At 32.7% G+C, this 19,174-nt stretch carries 26 protein-coding genes and 1 pseudogene; 7 read left to right on the plus strand and 20 right to left on the minus strand.

Annotation, left to right across the window (positions count from 1 at the left end):
• Nucleotides 1-22: 22 nt before the first annotated feature.
• The 3 genes from MNO09_RS19355 to MNO09_RS19365 all read right to left on the minus strand — a co-directional run bounded on the left by MNO09_RS19355 (nucleotide 23) and on the right by MNO09_RS19365 (nucleotide 1,440).
• Nucleotides 23-730: an SDR family oxidoreductase gene (locus tag MNO09_RS19355; protein WP_001189475.1), complete on the minus strand. Its 708-nt coding sequence runs from the start codon at nucleotides 728-730 to the stop codon at nucleotides 23-25.
• A 132-nt stretch (nucleotides 731-862) separates the two neighbouring features.
• On the minus strand, nucleotides 863-1,063 hold the full coding sequence (locus MNO09_RS19360; protein WP_000977406.1) for a hypothetical protein: 201 nt from the start codon (nucleotides 1,061-1,063) through the stop codon (nucleotides 863-865).
• Nucleotides 1,064-1,104: 41 nt separating this feature from the next.
• Nucleotides 1,105-1,440, minus strand: coding sequence for a hypothetical protein (locus tag MNO09_RS19365; protein ID WP_001066871.1), 336 nt, complete (start codon nucleotides 1,438-1,440; stop codon nucleotides 1,105-1,107).
• Nucleotides 1,441-1,649: 209 nt separating this feature from the next.
• On the opposite strand from MNO09_RS19365, the gene gerPF reads away from it, so the two are divergent.
• Entirely contained in the window at nucleotides 1,650-1,865 is a 216-nt protein-coding gene (gene gerPF, locus MNO09_RS19370; RefSeq protein WP_001141565.1) for a spore germination protein GerPF, read from the plus strand.
• Nucleotides 1,866-2,083: 218 nt separating this feature from the next.
• On the opposite strand, the gene MNO09_RS19375 is transcribed toward gerPF, so the two are convergent.
• The 6 genes and pseudogenes from MNO09_RS19375 to MNO09_RS19400 form a co-directional block, all read right to left on the minus strand.
• A complete protein-coding gene (locus MNO09_RS19375; protein ID WP_241950043.1) occupies nucleotides 2,084-2,419 on the minus strand; it encodes a YolD-like family protein in 336 nt (111 codons plus the stop codon).
• A gap of 457 nt (nucleotides 2,420-2,876) precedes the next feature.
• A pseudogene (locus tag MNO09_RS19380) lies at nucleotides 2,877-3,283 on the minus strand (hypothetical protein).
• Nucleotides 3,284-3,507: 224 nt separating this feature from the next.
• Nucleotides 3,508-3,726, minus strand: coding sequence for a hypothetical protein (locus MNO09_RS19385; RefSeq protein ID WP_000864294.1), 219 nt, complete (start codon nucleotides 3,724-3,726; stop codon nucleotides 3,508-3,510).
• Between the two features lie 220 nt (nucleotides 3,727-3,946).
• On the minus strand, nucleotides 3,947-4,198 hold the full coding sequence (locus MNO09_RS19390; protein ID WP_002096635.1) for a hypothetical protein: 252 nt from the start codon (nucleotides 4,196-4,198) through the stop codon (nucleotides 3,947-3,949).
• A 441-nt stretch (nucleotides 4,199-4,639) separates the two neighbouring features.
• Entirely contained in the window at nucleotides 4,640-5,491 is an 852-nt protein-coding gene (locus MNO09_RS19395; RefSeq protein ID WP_000727485.1) for a peptidylprolyl isomerase PrsA, read from the minus strand.
• 192 nt (nucleotides 5,492-5,683) lie between these two features.
• Nucleotides 5,684-6,697 carry a glycoside hydrolase family 25 protein gene (locus MNO09_RS19400; protein ID WP_088107136.1) on the minus strand — a complete coding sequence of 338 codons (1,014 nt, stop codon included), beginning with the start codon at nucleotides 6,695-6,697 and terminating at the stop codon, nucleotides 5,684-5,686.
• A gap of 281 nt (nucleotides 6,698-6,978) precedes the next feature.
• Between MNO09_RS19400 and MNO09_RS19405 the strand changes: the two genes are divergently transcribed.
• Nucleotides 6,979-7,173, plus strand: coding sequence for a hypothetical protein (locus MNO09_RS19405; RefSeq protein WP_000412573.1), 195 nt, complete (start codon nucleotides 6,979-6,981; stop codon nucleotides 7,171-7,173).
• Nucleotides 7,174-8,080: 907 nt separating this feature from the next.
• Here MNO09_RS19405 and MNO09_RS19410 read toward each other — a convergent pair.
• The 7 genes from MNO09_RS19410 to MNO09_RS19440 form a co-directional block, all read right to left on the minus strand.
• Nucleotides 8,081-8,680 (minus strand): hypothetical protein, encoded by a 600-nt coding sequence (locus MNO09_RS19410; RefSeq protein WP_070168767.1) that lies wholly within the window; start codon nucleotides 8,678-8,680, stop codon nucleotides 8,081-8,083.
• Between the two features lie 119 nt (nucleotides 8,681-8,799).
• Nucleotides 8,800-9,336, minus strand: coding sequence for a C1q-like domain-containing protein (locus MNO09_RS19415; protein WP_001278094.1), 537 nt, complete (start codon nucleotides 9,334-9,336; stop codon nucleotides 8,800-8,802).
• A gap of 243 nt (nucleotides 9,337-9,579) precedes the next feature.
• A complete protein-coding gene (locus MNO09_RS19420; protein WP_000417675.1) occupies nucleotides 9,580-9,891 on the minus strand; it encodes a hypothetical protein in 312 nt (103 codons plus the stop codon).
• Nucleotides 9,873-10,895 carry an anti-sigma factor gene (locus tag MNO09_RS19425; protein WP_000180314.1) on the minus strand — a complete coding sequence of 341 codons (1,023 nt, stop codon included), beginning with the start codon at nucleotides 10,893-10,895 and terminating at the stop codon, nucleotides 9,873-9,875. The genes MNO09_RS19420 and MNO09_RS19425 overlap by 19 nt, the downstream gene beginning before the upstream one ends.
• The gene (locus MNO09_RS19430; protein WP_000401928.1) at nucleotides 10,885-11,385 is read right to left on the minus strand and encodes a sigma-70 family RNA polymerase sigma factor; all 501 of its coding nucleotides are present in this window, start codon (nucleotides 11,383-11,385) and stop codon (nucleotides 10,885-10,887) included. The genes MNO09_RS19425 and MNO09_RS19430 overlap by 11 nt, the downstream gene beginning before the upstream one ends.
• Before the next feature lie 612 nt (nucleotides 11,386-11,997).
• Nucleotides 11,998-12,249, minus strand: coding sequence for a DUF3947 family protein (locus MNO09_RS19435; protein WP_000500106.1), 252 nt, complete (start codon nucleotides 12,247-12,249; stop codon nucleotides 11,998-12,000).
• Between the two features lie 341 nt (nucleotides 12,250-12,590).
• Nucleotides 12,591-12,989, minus strand: a complete 399-nt coding sequence (locus tag MNO09_RS19440) for a CHRD domain-containing protein (protein WP_000464549.1) — start codon at nucleotides 12,987-12,989, stop codon at nucleotides 12,591-12,593.
• Between the two features lie 200 nt (nucleotides 12,990-13,189).
• On the opposite strand from MNO09_RS19440, the gene MNO09_RS19445 reads away from it, so the two are divergent.
• A complete protein-coding gene (locus MNO09_RS19445) occupies nucleotides 13,190-13,327 on the plus strand; it encodes a DUF3956 family protein (protein WP_000443219.1) in 138 nt (45 codons plus the stop codon).
• 123 nt (nucleotides 13,328-13,450) lie between these two features.
• Here MNO09_RS19445 and MNO09_RS19450 read toward each other — a convergent pair whose 3' ends face one another.
• The 3 genes from MNO09_RS19450 to MNO09_RS19460 form a co-directional block, all read right to left on the minus strand.
• Entirely contained in the window at nucleotides 13,451-13,726 is a 276-nt protein-coding gene (locus MNO09_RS19450; protein WP_000525902.1) for a hypothetical protein, read from the minus strand.
• Between the two features lie 235 nt (nucleotides 13,727-13,961).
• Nucleotides 13,962-14,618 (minus strand): DUF6944 family repetitive protein, encoded by a 657-nt coding sequence (locus MNO09_RS19455; RefSeq protein ID WP_000431331.1) that lies wholly within the window; start codon nucleotides 14,616-14,618, stop codon nucleotides 13,962-13,964.
• Nucleotides 14,619-14,898: 280 nt separating this feature from the next.
• Nucleotides 14,899-15,252, minus strand: coding sequence for a hypothetical protein (locus tag MNO09_RS19460; protein WP_000862002.1), 354 nt, complete (start codon nucleotides 15,250-15,252; stop codon nucleotides 14,899-14,901).
• A gap of 206 nt (nucleotides 15,253-15,458) precedes the next feature.
• Between MNO09_RS19460 and MNO09_RS19465 the strand changes: the two genes are divergently transcribed.
• The 4 genes from MNO09_RS19465 (at nucleotide 15,459) to MNO09_RS19480 (ending at nucleotide 18,475) form a co-directional block, all read left to right on the plus strand.
• Nucleotides 15,459-16,067, plus strand: coding sequence for a hypothetical protein (locus tag MNO09_RS19465; RefSeq protein ID WP_000807977.1), 609 nt, complete (start codon nucleotides 15,459-15,461; stop codon nucleotides 16,065-16,067).
• Between the two features lie 735 nt (nucleotides 16,068-16,802).
• Nucleotides 16,803-16,955: a hypothetical protein gene (locus tag MNO09_RS31060; RefSeq protein ID WP_240515226.1), complete on the plus strand. Its 153-nt coding sequence runs from the start codon at nucleotides 16,803-16,805 to the stop codon at nucleotides 16,953-16,955.
• Nucleotides 16,956-16,978: 23 nt separating this feature from the next.
• Nucleotides 16,979-17,293, plus strand: a complete 315-nt coding sequence (locus MNO09_RS19475; protein ID WP_000658778.1) for a thioredoxin family protein — start codon at nucleotides 16,979-16,981, stop codon at nucleotides 17,291-17,293.
• 300 nt (nucleotides 17,294-17,593) lie between these two features.
• A complete protein-coding gene (locus tag MNO09_RS19480; protein ID WP_000380378.1) occupies nucleotides 17,594-18,475 on the plus strand; it encodes a cation diffusion facilitator family transporter in 882 nt (293 codons plus the stop codon).
• Here the strand turns inward: MNO09_RS19480 and MNO09_RS19485 are convergent.
• On the minus strand, nucleotides 18,465-19,100 hold the full coding sequence (locus tag MNO09_RS19485) for a phosphatase PAP2 family protein (protein ID WP_000833364.1): 636 nt from the start codon (nucleotides 19,098-19,100) through the stop codon (nucleotides 18,465-18,467). The genes MNO09_RS19480 and MNO09_RS19485 overlap by 11 nt on opposite strands.
• Nucleotides 19,101-19,174: the final 74 nt, after the last annotated feature.

Below are 19,174 nucleotides of genomic sequence, written 5' to 3' on the forward strand. Positions count from 1 at the left end.
ACGTATACACTTCAAAATATATTTACATACATTCTGGGCATGTCAATGAAGCTCCATTTTTATCTATTGTTATATTTAATATATATTGAATCGCATTACGTGACCACATTTCAGGTGTGGGTGATTCATTTACATACTGTGGTGCACATGAATACAGCATTGGAGTGCTAATGCTGCCGCCTGGATCTAAAGCGACAACAGCCATGCCATAGGGCAATTCAAGTGCCATAGATTTCGTGATACCTTCAATTGCAAACTTTGAGGCACAATATGGCGCCAGCTCAGCTTCTCCCTCTCGGCCCCAACTAGAACTCATATTAATAATCATTCCTTCTTTCCTAGCTACCATCGCTGGGACAAATGCCCTAATTACATTTACTACACCATTTACGTTTACATTCATTACATTTTCGAATTCTTGAGCTGTTACTTTCCACAGTGGCGCATTTTTATTAACAATCGATGCATTATTTATTAACAAATCAGGTGCTCTATATCTATGAAGTATATAATTCGCCCAATTACTTACTTGCTGGGAGTCTGAAACATCGATTATTTGAAAATCATGTATATTACCGTAATATTTTTTCAATTCTTCAATTTTATCTTTTGAACGTCCACAGCCATATATATTCCATCCCAATTCATGAAATCGATCAACCATTGCACGACCTAATCCTTGCGTCACTCCTGTAATCATTACAATTTTTCCAGTTTCGTTTCGTTGCATGTACCTCTCCTCCTTTATAAAATTTTACACTCTCCCTTTTCATTCAGCCATTTACTAAAGTATCAACTCATTTCATACTTTAGTAGGAGTTTTTATGTAAGCAAAAAGAGTAACCATAACAGTTACTCTTGCTTATATATCAAAAAAGTCATTATTCATTTCGTTATTACTTTTATATTTCAGCTTCTCTTTCCCGCATTTCTCACACCGATACATAAAAGCTACACCTAGATTACTTCTTTTAAAATCTTCATTATCCTGCATCTTAATAAACCCACATTTATGCTTACAGTGAGATTCATCTGAAAAAATTTCAAACCAATTTTTCATCATAGAACAGTTCACCTATATGAAAGAATCTTCATCTAGTCTGATTACCTATTTTTATTTAAATTCTCAATCTCATTTTGCAACTTTTTGAATTGTTCAAAATGCATAGTGATAGATTGACTGTTACCATAATCAACACTATGCTTCACAAATAAAACACCAGTGTCATGAAAAATTGCTTCCAGTTCTTTTCTGATAGTTACTTTCATTATATGTGCTGTTTTAATAGCCGATAAAATTGCAATTTCATTAAACTTTAATTTTATTTCATTTGGACAAAATGCTTCTTCAACCAAAATAACTTCATTGCTATAAATAAGCGCAACAAGATTACTTGATTTTGCATCTGTTAAATCTACTTTTTTTATAACATTATTCATTACATTTTGCCTCCTTTGATTTCGTATATATTAATTATACAATTGTTATTATTAATTACTCAACCTTACATTAATTTTAGCATACTTTTATTACGGGATTAAGCTACACTTCAAACGTTTTACGATTCCACAATTTTTGTTACATGAACTATTTGGACTATAAGACCATATAGTAGTGTTAACAAATGATTGTAAAGCGGGTGAAAAATATGCCCTCAGTTGTAGGGAATTTAGTTGTACAAAATAGTAACGGTTCATTTAACTTAGGTGATTTCTACAACGTTTCTCCGAAAGAAAATACGAAGGCTTATAATGGATCTGGTGCTTCAAACGTTGGTTTTGTTGTTAATACTTTTAATGGCGTGAGCGCGACTAATACGTTTGATTCTGACCTTGCAGATCAAAACCAAGTGGGTACAGCCTAATCCTATTTTTTTCATCGTTCTGTTTAGGAATTTTAAATTTGTCTATACTATAATCAGGCTGTTACACAGCTATTGTTGATTTTTGGAGTACCCTATCTTTTTCTCCCTTTCCCTGGGGCTAAGCAGCTAGTATGAAGCTAGCTGCTTTTTCTTTTCATTATTTATATCCCTCATCTAACATAACGTAAAGGAAGCTAAAATTGAAATTCCAGCTTCCTTTACGTTATTTCAATAATATCAGAAGTATTAAATACGTAAGTTTTATAAAATGCGTCAGTACATATTACAATGTACTTTAGCGGGTTTATATGCACTACTGTCATATAACTTGTAAGGATGTAACCATCTTCAAAATATGTCACCAATATTTCTTTCTCAGACAATAATGACGTTAATAATTTATCAGAAATTCTCTCTTTTGCTTCGTTTGTTAAGAACGGTTTTTGTACTTTAAACTTCTCTCCAATAACCTTTCGCAAACTTAACAACTGTTCCGACATTACTGTAAATGGAACCCATTCTTTTTCTATTTTCTGCACCTTTACATCATTCATTTCTTTATCTCCTTGATCATTTATCCATTCAATTTCACACTTAATGGTACTCAATTATTCTTTCATAATGCTAGGCTCATATTTATCCCGCATTAACAGGTAGTGAAGCTCCTACCTCAAAATCCGCTATATACGAGGAGGTAAGACGAAAATCAACTGCCCGTAAACGCTTAATTGGTGAAAGCTAATAAATAACGGACGATGAACACCCCGCTAATTAAAGTTTCACTTTATTTCTTATTCGCATACTATCTGCATATACAAGAACATTCGTTCTAATTATACACGAACCTACGTTCTTTTGGAATGATTTAAATTATATTTTTATACATCATTTATTGTTTCTTCATCAAATGAGCTTTTCACTTCTTATATAATAGGCCGTTCACATATCAACAGAAAAAGCGACTTCATACAAAATGAAGTCGCTTTTTTCTAAAAACGTATATTTCTATATTTACTTTTCTATCCTGACAAGCGTTCTTTCCGGAATACAAATCTCATCTATATTAAAATGATTTATTTTTAATTTTAATTCTCCCACTCGTTCCTGATCTTCATCACCAACCCAACAACTGAATAATTCAAAATAGTCCCCCTCAATTAAATAACCTTCCATAATCGAGCATAAAGCTAATAGCTTTTTTTAGCTTCTTTCTTCTCCTTTTCACTTTGCTACTCAACAAGTTCAATGCCCCAGCTCATTGAAACTTCATACGTGTAACTTGTTTGAAATTGAAACTCTTGTAAAATTTCAAGCATACTTTCATCTGAAAAGCACGATCCAAAAACAATTACATCATTAGAATCTGGATCCGTTAACTGAATTTCTACATTGCATCCTATATAACTTGCCAAACTCATTTTTACTCCTCCAATATTCATATGTAAAATACTTTATATTAACATTTATCTATTTGGATATAAAATCCCTGCCTAAACTAAAAAGCTTTTTTCAAGTTTATTAACCAACTATAAATGAAAGCATATATTATACAGAACGAACTCACAAAATTTCTATAGAAAAGAGAGCAATGTAAACACTCTCTTTTCGTACATACTGTTTAAGAATACATAATCTCCCCTTACTACATATATTTTGGTTGTACTATTATATATAATTCCCTCTCCGTTACTGCTTTTTTTGGGTTACGAAAATACTCTAATTCGTATTTTAATACTTCATAGTCAACCATCCCAATCTTAACCCCTTTCGTTTCTTTTAAAATAGCTAATAAGTTACTTATATCTTCATCATGCGATTCAAAAACCTTCCCTCCGCCTTCTCTTTGAAAAATTACTTTCATATTTTCTCCTCCTACATAATATATTTATCTATTAAGTAATTCGTTTAAAAGCATTCTTTATTTATCCTAAAAATTTCATACTAAAAAGAACATCCTTTTTTAGTAGAATGCTCTGCTTTTCACTTCCTATAACCTCACTATTTTTTAATACTATTGTATGTATCACCGATGATTTTATGAGTTTTTTAGATTAGTTAGTTCAAATTTGTTTATGGCTATTTCATAATGAAATACCAGGCCTTTCCTTTCGTATGAGAAATATTCTTGTTGCACGTTGTTTCTTATACCTTCCATGCCCTTGCCCCTTCTCCATCACGTTCAGTGCCATACTATATACATACACCGATATTCCTTTCATTCGTTCAACATATTTCAATTGTTTATGTTCGCTACATCCCAGTCCCCCTTCTTTTAAATCAATTACACACAAATGGGCATAATCTAAATTTACTAACGATAATGAAGCAAACATATTTTTAGGAAGACCCTCTTCTTTTCCTATTCAAAAAGTATTTTCATATATTCTGTACTTGTAATATGATATATAAATTTTTCGACATTTTTCTACACAAATAGACATTTTTAGTGTATTCTATAGTAGAAGAATAATTAAAAGACTTATTCTTTGCTATTGAGAGAAGAGCCTGAGAGCCATATCAGGCTCTTCTTTGCTTATATATGATGTATGATTCTTCAAATTATGTTTATTCACTTCAATCAAATTAATCAATTAAAACATTATAATATCAACATTCTATAAAGTGCTTATTTTCCCCATTCGAAAAAACCTATAATTTTCCATTGTAATTCTTAATATTTAAATGTAATATTATATTGTCTTACTATCTATTTATAACTCACACACTAACTAGAAAAGGGAACCTATAAAGGTTCCCTTTTCTAATTACAGTCATTATTTCTTTTCTAGAAATTCAAATGTATTTTTAAAGTCTTTATCGTTCACTTTAATATCAGCATCTTTCAGTAAATCATTGACTACTTGTTGTTTCCATTTTCCAGTCGTATCTTGTAGTCTTTGCTGTTCTAAATCTTTACGAATTTGATCTTTTACTTCATCAAATGGCTTCAATTCTTTTTTATCTGTCACTTTAATAATATGGTAACCGTGAGTTGTTTTTACTGGCTCACTTACTTGTCCTGCATCTAATTTATATGCAGCTTCCTCAAATTCTTTCACCGTTTGCCCCGGAGCAAAACCAGTTATTTCTCCGCCTTGTTCTTTTGAACCAGGATCCTCTGAGTATTGCTTCGCTAAAGCTGCAAAATCTTCACCATTATTTACTTTCTCTTTCACTTCTTTAGCAGTCTTTTCATCTTTCACTAAAATATGACTTACCTTAATCTCTGGTTTATAGTTATCTTTTACATCTTTTTCTGTGACAGTCGCTTTAATCGCTTTCTCAAATGCGATTTCCGGCTTCATTTTTTCTTTTAATTCATCTTCATTTTTCAATCCAACTTGCTCTAAAGTCGCTTTGAAGTTGTCACCCATTTTATCTTTTGCTTCTTCTACTTGTTTTTTTGCTTCCTCATCTGAAACTTTATATTTATCTAGTAACGCCTTACTTAACACCATTTGGTATAAAGTACTTTCCCCATATTTTTGTCTTAATTCTTTACTTAACTCTTTCTCTGTAACATTTCCTACTTTTGATGTTACTACGTTGTCTGAGGAACCGCATGCCGATAATGCCAGTACTACGCATGAAATAATTGTTCCTAAAAATAACTTTTTCTTTTTCAATTCAAAATACCTCACTTTTATTATTATATAAGAATAACTATACAATATACTTGTGTTAACAATGTGTTTTCCACATGTAATTCATTTCATTTGAATAAACTATGTATCGTGTCCTTTTTTCAATACGTAAAGGGTCATCTTACTATGTATTAGTAAGATGACCCTTTACGTATTCCTAAAACATTTATTTACTTATAGGTACTTAATATTTAAATGTTCTTCCAGTATCCAATTATTTTGCCCGATATCTACCGCATTTTTCGCTCTGCCCCACACACGAAAAGATTTTGATCCATCAATATTTCCTTTATAATTTATACATTCAGGCTCTGCATAATAATTTACTCGATACCCAACAGGATATTTTGAAACTGCATAAAACCATTTCACATCAAAATGTTTTACATATACCCACTGTTTATCATTGCCTAAGCAAATCATATCTTTATCTGCGTCTTCCCAATAACCATGTAAGATTAAATATGGATTTTTTTGAGTGATTGTACCTGTAAACTGAGGATTCGCAGGATTTTCATATACGTTTATGCCATATCCATCAGGATATTTTGAAACTGCAATACCAATACCATTTGATTGCTGTGTATTCTTTTTGTTAAATTGAATAGGTTGATTTACTTGATCCGAACCTATAAACCAAGAAAGCGACTTATTTCCTATTAATTGATTTAAATCACATTTCCCAATACCAGGAACATTTCCCGCATCAGTATATTGCCAAATATCACACGGATATGCTGGCTTATTTCCTCCATAACGAGGAATCCATACAAAATCAACTTCAATATTACGTGCTCCAAATGATACATACGTGTGATGCCCCACGTATAGCCCTACTTTTTTCGCACCTAAACAGCATAATTCATCTATAAACGCTTGTGTCCCCCCTTGCATATCCATCATCGTTTGAATTTCTATGTCCACCACCCAAAACTTAGCAGATTTATCGCCACGACTCCAAAAATCTTGTGCCTCTTTCCTTGCATCAGCAATAGATATAAAGCGACAAAATGCATAATTACCAAATGGAATACTGCGTTTCTTCATTTCATTCACATAATTTTGATACATAAAATCTACTGTATTCGAGCCATCTTGAGCTCTAGCAATAACTAAATCTAGCTGAGATGCTGCAATATCCCAATAAATAGTTCCATTCCATTTTGAAATATCGATAATATACCCCAATACAATTCATCTCCTTTTTAATATCATATTCAAAGCTTGTCTTATTGAAAGCCTCTTATGCCTAATACTAGCTATCTATAATATAAATAAGGAGAATCTATATTTTTTTCAAAATATATGATCTTTTAATTAAGTTTCTACTAATTCCTCATAATCTAATTACACCATTAAACTCCATATCATTATCAACTCAACTAAAAATTTCATATTATATATTAATACGCCTTTATCATCTAAACAAAAAACGCAGTATACAATACTGCGTCTTAGGAGCTGATTTCATGGAAAAAAAACCTATCGTGGTCAAAGTTCCACCAAACTCAAAACTAAAAATCACATTTTTCGGTCCTTGTAACGAGGTAATTACAAATGTTTCTATAATAAATCAACTTTCCACACCTAAGTGTCAAACTATTACGCAATATCCAAACTATAAGAAATACGAAACTGAAGTACGATCATTATCCAGTTGTTAATCCATTCTATTCACAATCCTTACAATTTGGTTAGCTCCGCGACTTCGGGAATAGACCAAAATTACTCATTTTATGTTATTCCATTGATAATCTATTGATTTTTTACACGTTTTTATTAGTCGAGCATATATTATCGTATGGAGATTATCCACTCATAAAACCTATCTTTCTTTAGAGCGTACTTTTTATGTATGCTCTTTTTTTATTTATCTCTCATTCTGTACACATAAACCTGCTTACTTTTATATTTCACAGGCAATCAACCTACCTGCTGCTTATAAACAATTTAATCAATGTGTAATCAACAATACTCCTTTATTTATTATACATTCACTACACTGTTAAATTAGTGTATTCATTCAATCATCTTTCATCTAATATATTTCCCTTCTAAATTGACCATAAATGTATTAAAATTCTTTATATACTCAAGGAGGTCAGATATGTTCAAGTTGTATCCAATACTACTCATCTTAGGATTTATTTTATTTTTATATAGTGTAATCGTCTTAATGTTTTTCCTTTCCATACAATAGCAATACCTACACAAACCTATGTTAAATATGTAATTTCTATATAGTAAAGAAAAAGCCCGTAATTATACGGCCTTTTATGTATTTATAAAATAAGATGTCTTTTCTATTCCATAAGACGACTAGCAAATGTAATGCCTAAGAACTTTCACAACCATGTTACTCGTTTCGTTGTACGCTTTTTATTACCTGCAGAATATCTAATACTCATAATAAGCTAGCACTTTCAACCTTACATCCTAGCATGTGAAATTCTCCTGAAACAAACTATATTTAACCTATTTACTTATATATTTTAGAAAAACAATAATAATCCCCCACCATTTGGTAAAGGGGATTAACTAAACCTACTGAAAAGTAATATATTCTCTTCGTTATTTTATTGGAGAAGGAAATCTTGCAGCTTCAAAATGAACCGTATTCAAACCATTAACATTTTGAACAATTACTCCAGCAACACTACTCTCAGCAAAAACTTCAACTGAATCCCCTGCTTCTAATTGAAGAATAGACGTTACTGAAACATCATTGTTAAAAAATACACCGGTCCCAAAGAAATCATTATCAATTGCTATTGCTAGATTTCCATTCACACGAATTTCAACTCTAGCTCTGTAATTTACATTAAAATCATTTGGAGAGAATGTTATATTCCCTAATACACTATATACCCCTTTAGTCTTCGGAATAAAAATAGATGTTGCTGCATTATATTCATTCGCTAAATCAAACTGTTCATTTTGAAATAATACTTTAACTGAAGTATTTTCCGGAACAGGTTGATTCATTGTATTAACAGCTCTAAATGCAGACGCCCTTACAAGCTTTTCTTTCTTATCATCACAACAATTCACTTGTACATACTTTCTATCACATTGACTATTTTTTCTAAAGCAATCGTGACTTTTCTTTTTGTAATCTTTACAATACTTACAGTAATAATAAGACGTAGTAAGTCCCCCCTTTAAATTTATTATTACATACTATGCAATATAGATTAGAATAGCTTGGACAAACTGTTACTATTTTCAATAAAATAAAATATCCCCACCATTTGGGTGAGGATTATTCTTTCTCTTTTTTTTACTCGACTTTATTTAATTGGAGAAGGGAATCTTGCAGCTTCAAAATGTGAGCCGTCTTCTGAAGGACTTAAAACTCCGTCTATGCTACTTTGTGCATAAACCTCAACTTGATCTCCTTCATTCAATTGAATAATCGTCGAGACACTTACTACATTTCCAAAACCTATTGGGCCGAAAAAGTCATTATCTATAGCTATTGCTGCGTTTCCATTTACACGAATTTCTACACGAGCTCTATAATTTAAGCTAGGATCGTTTGGAAAGAAACCAATCGTTCCAATAATAGAGTAAACTCCCCTAGTCTTCGGTATAAAAATAGACGTTACTGGATTATACTCATTTGCTAAATCAAATTGTTCATTTTGGAACAATACCTTTACAAAAGTATTGGCAGGAACCGTTTGATTCACCGTATTTCTAGCTCTAAATGCAGATGCCCTAACAAGCTTCTCCTCGTTGTCATTACACTTACTCGTGCTCTTACAACAATCATGCTGTTTCTTTTTATACTCTTTACAATACTTACAGTAGTAATAGCAAGACATACTAGTTCCCCTTTCATGCTTATTACTACATATTATGTAAGAGGGATTCGCAATGTTTGGACGAGCTATTGTTTTAGCACTATACTTGTCGCCTATTTATATACACTTGAGAGGAAAACATATTAATAAAAACACAACCTAGATGTATCGTGCAATCCATTCAAATTTAATGGATTGCACGATACATCTATTTTACTTTCATTACAAAAAAGAGCGAATCTACATTCGCTCTTTCCCACATATTTATGGCCCAAAGCTTACCATCCAACCTAACATAAATCCAAATATAGCAAACAGCAGCATAAAAACAAATAAACTACATGCCCACAATGCATATTTTCGACTTTTGCTTTTTGTGATCATACCTACGACTGAGCACACCACTCCAATACCAACTATTTGTAGAAAACCTTTACCTATAAATGTTTCTTGAATAAGCAATATAATGTTTAAATACAATAACGCTAAAAAGGCAATAATTAATGAAAGAGTCCCCATCCACGTTTCCTGTTTATAAATACGATTCTTTCTTTTTTTTAAGAATGCCAATTCCATAACCTCGCTTCACCTACTTTCAATTTTCTAACTTTTTCGTGGCTCATCAATTTTTCAACTTCTACTTTAGGCCCAGTTACAACCATCCCGTATGTTTTTACCCCATTTTTTTCAAGGAAAGAAATACGCTTTGACAACTCTAATACTTTTGCTCTAGATAGCTTCACTGCTAAATTTTCATGCTTCTGTAATGACTTTAAAACATCAATAAATTGTTCCTCATGAGGTGAATCACTTTCAAAAGCACCACTTGGCCTTGAAATCATATCTGCTGGGAAGCCAATCGGGGCTACATACATACCCTCATCATTCATTTGCTTCTCCTCTAATCCTGTATTAACGGCATACCAAACGATATCAATAGTAGGAAACATATTTGTTACCTCTTGTACACTTAATAATTCTCTAAAAGATACAAATGCTTCTACAACAGATTCTTGCGGAAGACCCTTTAATACCTGCGCTTCTTCACCACTATTATAGGACGCATTATAATTATTAGGATGAGATAATACTTCGTTATCTATATACGGGATTTCTGGAATTTTCTCATCTGTTGTATATTCACGGCTTACTTTCGTTGCTCTACTAAATACATAATCTGTTTTCTCTTCTCCTATTCGAATATCTTTCTTCCCTACCCTTTTATATAAATCAAAATGCAATTGCAAACTAAGTGGTAACAATGTTTGCTCCATGTCCCTATCTTTCAAAAATACATTTGGTTCTGTTACACTTAACGTTTGATTCACTACATTCCGTATCTCCATTGCGTTTGTAGGTGCCAATGTATAATATAAGAGTGTTGATATATATAAAATAGGTTGAATAAGTAATAAAAAAGTAAATACAATTAAAACATTCGTAATACGCGCTCTTTTTTTACCTATTTTCAACACTTGCTCTTGTTTTCCATCAGGAAGGGCAGCCGGTCTTTGATGAAGAGCTTCTTGTAACAATTCTTTATAATCATCTTGTTCAGAATGAGGTTTATCATTTGTCATTTTGACTCTTTTCCTCCTTTAACAATTCTTTTAATCTCTTTCTCCCACGAAATATGTGACTTTTATACGTATTTAACTTTAAATCTAGTACAGAAGCACCCTCTTCGTACGTTAATTGATGTACGTCACATAATAAAATAGCTTGTGCCTCTACCACCGGTAAAGTATGAATAATCTGAATTAACTTTTCATAACTATTTTTTGCGACTACATACTCTTCTGTAGATTCCCCCGCTTGTATCGTCTCTAATTCCTCCGTTCCTACAAAAGTTACTTTATTTTCTTTCCTAACAAAATCAATAAAAGTATGATATGCCACTTTAAAAAGCCATGATTTTACCTTTTGATTTTCATAGTCTTCTAAATAAAGATACGCTCGATAAAAAGTCTCTTGCATCAAGTCCTCTGCTACGTGATGGCTACGAGAAAGGGAAAATAAATACCGGTACACATCGTTTATATAAACCTTATATATTTCTTCAATCTCCATCCCCCTCCTCCTTTCATATATAACACGAATAAACAAATTAAAAAGTTGCATTATTTTTCCTATTTTTTTTATTAATAAAAAAATAACATTTACACATTTCAATAACTATTTACAATTATAAACAAAATACTAGATATTATGGCTGTAAATATCTTTCAAAACCAGTAAAAAAACTATTCAGATGTTCTCCTGCTTTTTGTAGGTTGATAGTTATAGGACAATCATCCTGTACGATATACCCGCAGATAGGACTTCGTTGTTACATCTCGATCTGGTCCGCGTAAATAAATGTTCATATATCCTTGCATACAGAGCCACTAACCATCATTTGTCATGATAAGATAATTCTCACTTTTTCTTTAATCGGTATCTTCTCATCAAAAAAAACACTTGTAGTATGTACGGAGATTATCTCATCGGTTAATTACAAATTGTAGGTGAGGACTATTTGGCGCTTACATATCCCTCTCCATTTGCGGGTAATAAGACGCCCAAAAAAATTTCGGAACATGCAAGAAAGGTAGGTAGGAGCCGGATCGTCCGTATATGTCCAATTGGCGAGGACTAATAATCGGTTTGGGATACCTGCCCCCTACTGATTAAACTTTCAATTTATAGATTAAATACAGTTCCATATGGGATAGTAAGAAAAGAACTTCCATACGGTGTGATTTGATGCACTGGGTAAAAATACTCCATAGATGAATAATACGGCTGGATACCTTGTTGCTGCATTTGCATTTGTTGTTGCATTTGTAACGCTTGTTGAACAGCTTGAACCGTACTTTGTGCTCCGCTAAACGTTATTGATGTACCATACGCTGGTCGTATACCTGCTTGGGTAGTAAAATATGAATAAAACATTATTTTCATCTCACTTCCGTAAAAGTAATTACAATTTATGTTATGATTTTTATTTCAGTGGGTGTGGAGAATTAATCTATTAGCTTTGATTAAGTTTAAAGAATTTTTATTATCTGTTACACTTGCATATGTCATTTACAAGGTTCATCTACTAATACTAATTTAATTTTTGGAGGAGCATTTCATTAACAAGTTTCTGATAACTATTTTTTAAATTCGACCACTTTCAAAATTTTAGAAATGAATGTTCAAGATTACTAAAAATAGATTACTTCTCTATACAACCTTCACAAAATAAAAACACCCTAAACGGATGCTTTATTTTTCACTACTTTTATTCATTAACAATACTTCAATTGTCCACGAATTTCACCATTAGGATGTTGTACGGTATGAACATTAATATATATGTTTCCAGATATGATTTCATTTACAAGAGTACCTAATGTTTGACCCGCTAACGGCCCGACCAAATCATCTTGAGTAATCATTCCTGTGAGGGTTGCACACTCTATTGAAACTGGATTTGTTATAGGTCCAAATAAAAAAGCTACAACAGGACCGTTCGTTCCTTTTGATCCAAGATGCAGATGGGCAACAACTACATCCTCTATATCGAATAAATCTAATTTGAATTTTAAGCTAAGCTTGTCCAGGCTTAATTTAAAGAAAGCCTCTCCTCGAGCATCTGTTTCTACTGATGGAACTTCATTCCTACCGCGTAACTTTGCAAAGAACATATTTACCACTCCTACGTTTTTATATACTCCTAATATATTCTTGCCCTTCATATATGGTGTTAATAAATCGGCTGTTAGTCTACTTAAATTTTTTATACCATAGGTTAAATTATCAATTCTATTAAATTCTATAATCTGACTATTACGTATTAAATTTTTATTCATATACTATATTAGATTACTCGAAAGGAGGCGTAAGTATGGAAAGTTGTGTTTTGTTCGTTAATGGACAACCTCTTTTAGTGGTCTCAGTCGCTGGAATCGAAATTGCTAGATTAGAACTTTCTCTTCAAGTAGCATTGACCTTAATAGCATTAGGAATTCCAATCTGTGCATAAACGTTAGGTATCTATTCAAAAGAGAGCTTAGGCTCTCTTTTTTATTTATATCTTTCCTTCACAACAAAAAAGACGCCACTAAAATCACGGCATCGTTTAAAATAATTGCTATTTGTTTAATCATTACTTCACTAGCAACCCTAATTCATATAGAATTTCTGAGAACGAATAGCCATATGCAAAACCTACAATACGAATCCCTGGAATCCATCTATGTTCTAAATTTTCATTGTATGTTTTCTTATAATACTTTAATTTAGAATCTATACTGTATTTGTCGTTAATAATTACTTCATCACTATGAAATCCATCCATTTCAATCTGAACAGCTACGTACTCTGCTCCCTCAATAAAGGCTTTATTATAACACTTTTCTAATTCTTCTAATGTCATCCCCATTAATAACCTCCTATCCAAATGGGTGTTTTGTTCAATAAAAAAGAGCATCTAGATCAGTAAATGCGAAGATATATAAAAGGTAAGCTCTTTGAGTATTTAATAGATTATAAGCTGGTTGCTTGTCCTCCAATATATTATATGATTTTCATATAAAAATGGTTCATCAAAAACAAGGTAAACATTACTCATTGTCATTTTAGAAAATAGTTACATTTTAATTTTTTAAGCTAGTCTATCAATCGCTCCCTTCCAACTCCTCACTTTCTTCACGTATTTGTCCAATTAATGAAATTACGGAACCTACGGCTTGTATCCAACTTCCTGTTATTTCTATAAGTTGTCCTTCTTTATTTTTTTCATTCGGTTCGCTGTTCACTTGAATGTTTGAATTTTTTTTAATATCATTTAATCGATTTTCTTTACCATACTGTCTCTCTTCTCTATTAGTTTTCAGTTCATAAATACCTCCAATTGCTTGCAATGAATTCCCGGTAGCTTGCATTAAGTTTCCTACTATATTTAAAGATTCATCTTTATCTGAAGTATCCTCAAATTCATCTGCTAATGCTGTAAGTCCTCCTAAAGCCTGTGTCCAATTCCCAGCAATCACTAATTTAATTTTTGTTTCATCTTTAAACTCAATAACCAATCCAGATATTACAGTTACATTACCAATTGATTGAATTTCATTCCCGATTTTTTCAAGAGATATTTCCCCTTGACCATCAGCCTCTAAAGCATTTCCAACTGCTTGTAATACGTTCCCGTATACACTCAAATCTTTCCTTACATTACTGCTTATAAAATAAAAAGGTGTACTTCCAATAGCGGCAGTTATTGTACCTATAGCTGCTATCAATGCACCAAATATTTCTTTTAGTTGGTTCTCCATTTATAACCTATCCCAACATTAAGTAATTACTTTCATCTTATTCAATCCCACATCTACCTGTTAAAAATTCAAATTATCTCTTCGTTTTCCCTCTTTTATTAGGTTGCTTTATAAAAGCAAATTTTCTAAGTAATCATGCTCATATATTGAGCGTAATTCTGTATTATTTTTATACATATTGCTACTTCTTTTTTAATGACTATACATTTGTAAGGTATTAAAATCCCCACTTTCTTTCTACAAAATAAAAAAGCAACTGTTAAGCTACTTTACATTCGTTTTATCCCCAAGAGAAATGATATATATATTCCCCCGTTACACTTTGATTAATTCCAATAATTCTGGCAAACCTCATTAAGTCCGCACCCTGAAGAAAATACATCGCAAGCGTGACTGGCACTTGTGACCACATAAATTGATAAAACTCCTCGACTCTCTGATTTGTTGAAACAATTAAATCATTTACAGGCCCTTGATTCCATACAGAAGTTCTAACTGAATTAAACGGAAGATCCTTCCCATTAACCACTATTCTTGCCATGCTTTGAGTTATGTCCACATCAATTCCCTCCATCATTACAAAAATCGGACCTGTATATTTACTCCTATGGTTATAAATATTCTCGACTTTCATAAATGACTAAGGCAAACCTCTATTTTTCACTTCTATTCAAATGAATTTATTTATTACAGTAAAAAAGCAAATGAAATTTTAGTATTACTCTCCCTCAACTTCCATGTGTATGAACATCGTTTTTCTAACATCTAGTTCACCTACTTAAAAATGCAGGATTTCCCTTTCCAATATCGAATTAGTAATGTTTGGAAAGGGGGTGTAACATGGCGGAAATTAAAGTGGGACTTACACAATTTTTAGACTTCACACTGAAAAGTAGTACTGCTAAAACAAATTTTGTAAAGAATTTAAAATCTCAACCTGAATATCACCCGGTTTTTGATTACTGGAAACAATTACGAGAAACTGTTATTAAATTTCATAAAAACGAACTACCTTTTGAATGTTTTGAAACATTAGTACAAACTGTTGATCAGAAGAAAAAGCAAAACTACATTGATGTTATAAAGCAGTACAAAAAATTTATTAAAAACAAAGACGTCTCTTGGTTTGATCCAGGTAAATCGCATTGGTTATCAGATAATTTAATCGTCCGCTCATCACCTGAACTCGGTTTGCTCATTAATGATGACCCGCATCTTATTAAACTATTTTTCAAAGGAAAGAAAGAGCGAATTGATAAATATAACATCAACTCAACACTAACATTATTAAATGAATCAACATTTTCAAATGAATATAACGATGTGAATTATACTGTCCTTAACATCCAAAAGAACAGAATGTATACGAATAACTCTATTAATAATGATCATTTAATAGCTCTTGAATCAGAAGCCCACCAGCTTTCTTATTTATGGAATAAGGTGTAAAAAGGTATAGGTATCTATTTCAATACCTTGTTCATGCGTAATTTGGGCACAATTTTCAAAAATCCAATTCGTTTCTTTTAAGTGAAGCTCACCTTGCATTGTTTCTCACAAACAATGCAAGGTGGGCGTTTTTTGAAAACAGTTTCTTTACCCATTTCAACATCCTAATTCCCCCTCTGAAAGAATAATATAATAATCTTTTTCTACCGCATCTACATCCCCCTTGTTAGTCACGCTTCTTTCACCCACATTTCTTTATTTGGTTGTGATTATTGCTGGTACTCAGATAACGCCGCCCTAATCTCTTCTCTCACAACTTCACGAATAAGTTCTTATAACGATTCCTCTAAATTCATATATGCATCCCCTACATCTTTTTTTGAATTTCCTGCTTGTTGTTTAATTCACTCATAAAATTTATGAGTAATGATCATCCACCATTTACCTTCTCTAAGTGCCGGAAAGAGATTGCTTGTTTTATCCGACATTATATTATAGGCGCTTCATAAACATCTCATAAAAATATGTGAGAAAAGAACGTTATAGCAATGGCTATCATGAATACAATTTGATTTACCCTACTTAAAATAGTAACCTTACAATTCATAAGTTTGACACAGCTCATGAAAAAGCTTATAAAGAAAAGTGAGGTTCCTAATATTCGTTTCTAGTTTCTAAGGTATACATCCGAAGATTATTAGCGAACGTTTAGGACTTAACAGAGTAGGTATCACATTGGACAATTTTTTCCATGTTGTACCAGGACTTCAAGAAACTGCGGTGGATCAATTTGCAAACGAATTATTCAGAAAGAAAACTCTCGTTAGAATTTCGTTAGAAGTTTTCATTTCACAGCAAATACACCAACTAAACAACCAAAAATATTGATAGTGAAAAAGGAGAAACAAAACATGAAAGAAATCAAATCTGAACAGGAATTCAAAGACATCATCGCAAGTGAGGAGCCAGTAGTTGTTAAGTTCTTTACTACATGGTGCCCTGATTGTGTGCGTATGGACAACTTTATCGGAGATGTAATGGAAGAGTTCAATAAGTTTGAATGGTATTCTATTAATAAAGATGAGTTCCCAAGTATCGCTGAAGAGTATCAAGTAATGGGTATTCCAAGTTTACTTGTATATCAAAATAGCGAGAAGCTAGGCCACTTACATAGTGCTAACGCAAAAACTGAAGAGCAAGTTACTGAGTTTTTAGAAGCATACTAAGATAAGATGAAGACCCTCTGAAAAATATTTTCTAGAGGGTTTTTATTTTGCCCAATCACCTTTGAGCGGTGTAGTATACGGATTCATCATAATATATGTATCCTTTCCCCTATCCCCTCGATCCAAATCGCGTTCACACCCTAACTTTGCACTTTACAACATATTTTTCCTTTACGAAACTTTGTTATCCCCTTCTTAAAAACCTAAAAAACGTCAACAATGTTTGTATAGACCCACACAAGTTTCGTTTGGTACTCTATTTATAGAAAGAAATTCCTTGTAGAAAGGTGAGTGATTAAAATGGATACTCTTTCTCATAAAGAAGCTGATAAAGGTGCGATTGTCAGCATTATGGCCTACATATTTTTATCCTCTATGAAAATCATCATCAGTTATATTACCCTCTCTAGCGCATTACGTGCTGACGGTTTAAATAACTTAACGGATATCGGTGCTTCTTTAGCGATATTAATTGGTCTAAAAATCTCTCGTAAACCTCGTGACCCAGATCATCCTTATGGGCATTCGCGCGCAGAACAAATTGCATCACTCGTTGCTTCTTTTATTATGGCAACGGTCGGTTTAGAAGTTGTTATTAGCGCCATTCAATCTTTTTTTAATCCGAAACAAGCAGCGCCTAATGTACTTGCTGCATGGGTAGCCTTATTTTCTGCTGTCGTTATGTACTTTGTGTATTTGTATACGAAAAAGATTGCAGCGCGCACAAAAAGTAAATCATTAGAAGCCGCTGCAAAGGATAATTTATCAGATGCTCTCGTAAGTATCGGTACAGTAGTAGGTATTGTCGGTTCGCAGTTCCAAATGCCTATTTTAGATCCTATTGCCGCTTTAATTGTCGGCCTTATTATTTGTAAAACTGCATGGGAGATTTTCGTAGAAGCTTCTCATATGTTAACGGATGGAATCGATCCAGATAAGATGGAAGAGTACGCTGGTGCTATTGAACATATTGGTGGCGTGGAAAACATCGTAGACATTCGCGCGCGTATGTACGGGAATCAAACGTACGTTGATATTACAATCGAGGTAGATGCTCGTATGGATGTTGGTGAAAGTCATTGTATTACTGACAACATCGAGGCTATGCTTCGGAAAAAGTTTGGCATTTACCATGCACACATTCATGTTGAACCAATGGAAAAAGAACCTATTATGACATAGGTTCTTTTTTAATGAACGCTTTATGAAATATAACACATAAAACGAGCCAGCTACCGCCAGCTGCCCATCCTGCTAATATGTCAGATGGATAGTGAACGCCAAGATATATTCGGCTAACTGAAATAGATAATACAACAAAGCTCGCTATAAAAATAATCAACAATTTTTTATGCAATGTAATACGTTCTTCAGTAATTGTGACGTATGCAATAAATCCTAAAAAAGCAGTAGCATTCATCGTATGACCGCTCGGAAAACTATATCCAGTTGCAGTAACAAGCTGCGTTACATCAGGTCTTGCTCGTTCGTACCATAGTTTAAGCATACTGTTTAAATAACGAGATCCATAATAATTAATTGTTAGAAGTAATGCACTAAGCAACTTTTTTCTAACGAGAAAATACATTACAAGAATGATGAGTAACGGAAAATATATTCTTTTGGAACCGATAAAAGACACCCAAGTAAAGTAGGCTGTCAAGTAATCGTTTCGAAAGCTTTGAATAAAATGCGCGACTATATTGTCAAATTTCTCAATACAAGCGGTATGATACGAAAGTGATAATACGACAAAACAAATGAGTAGCGTAAAACTTAACAAGTATAAATGTCGATATCGTTTCACATACATAACCTCACTATGCAAAAAAATGGAGCGGTTGTTTTAGTTTTCCTCTCCATTTCTTTTTTATGCATAGT

Source organism: Bacillus sp. N5-665, assembly GCF_022637375.2.
Taxonomy (GTDB): domain Bacteria; phylum Bacillota; class Bacilli; order Bacillales; family Bacillaceae_G; genus Bacillus_A; species Bacillus_A wiedmannii.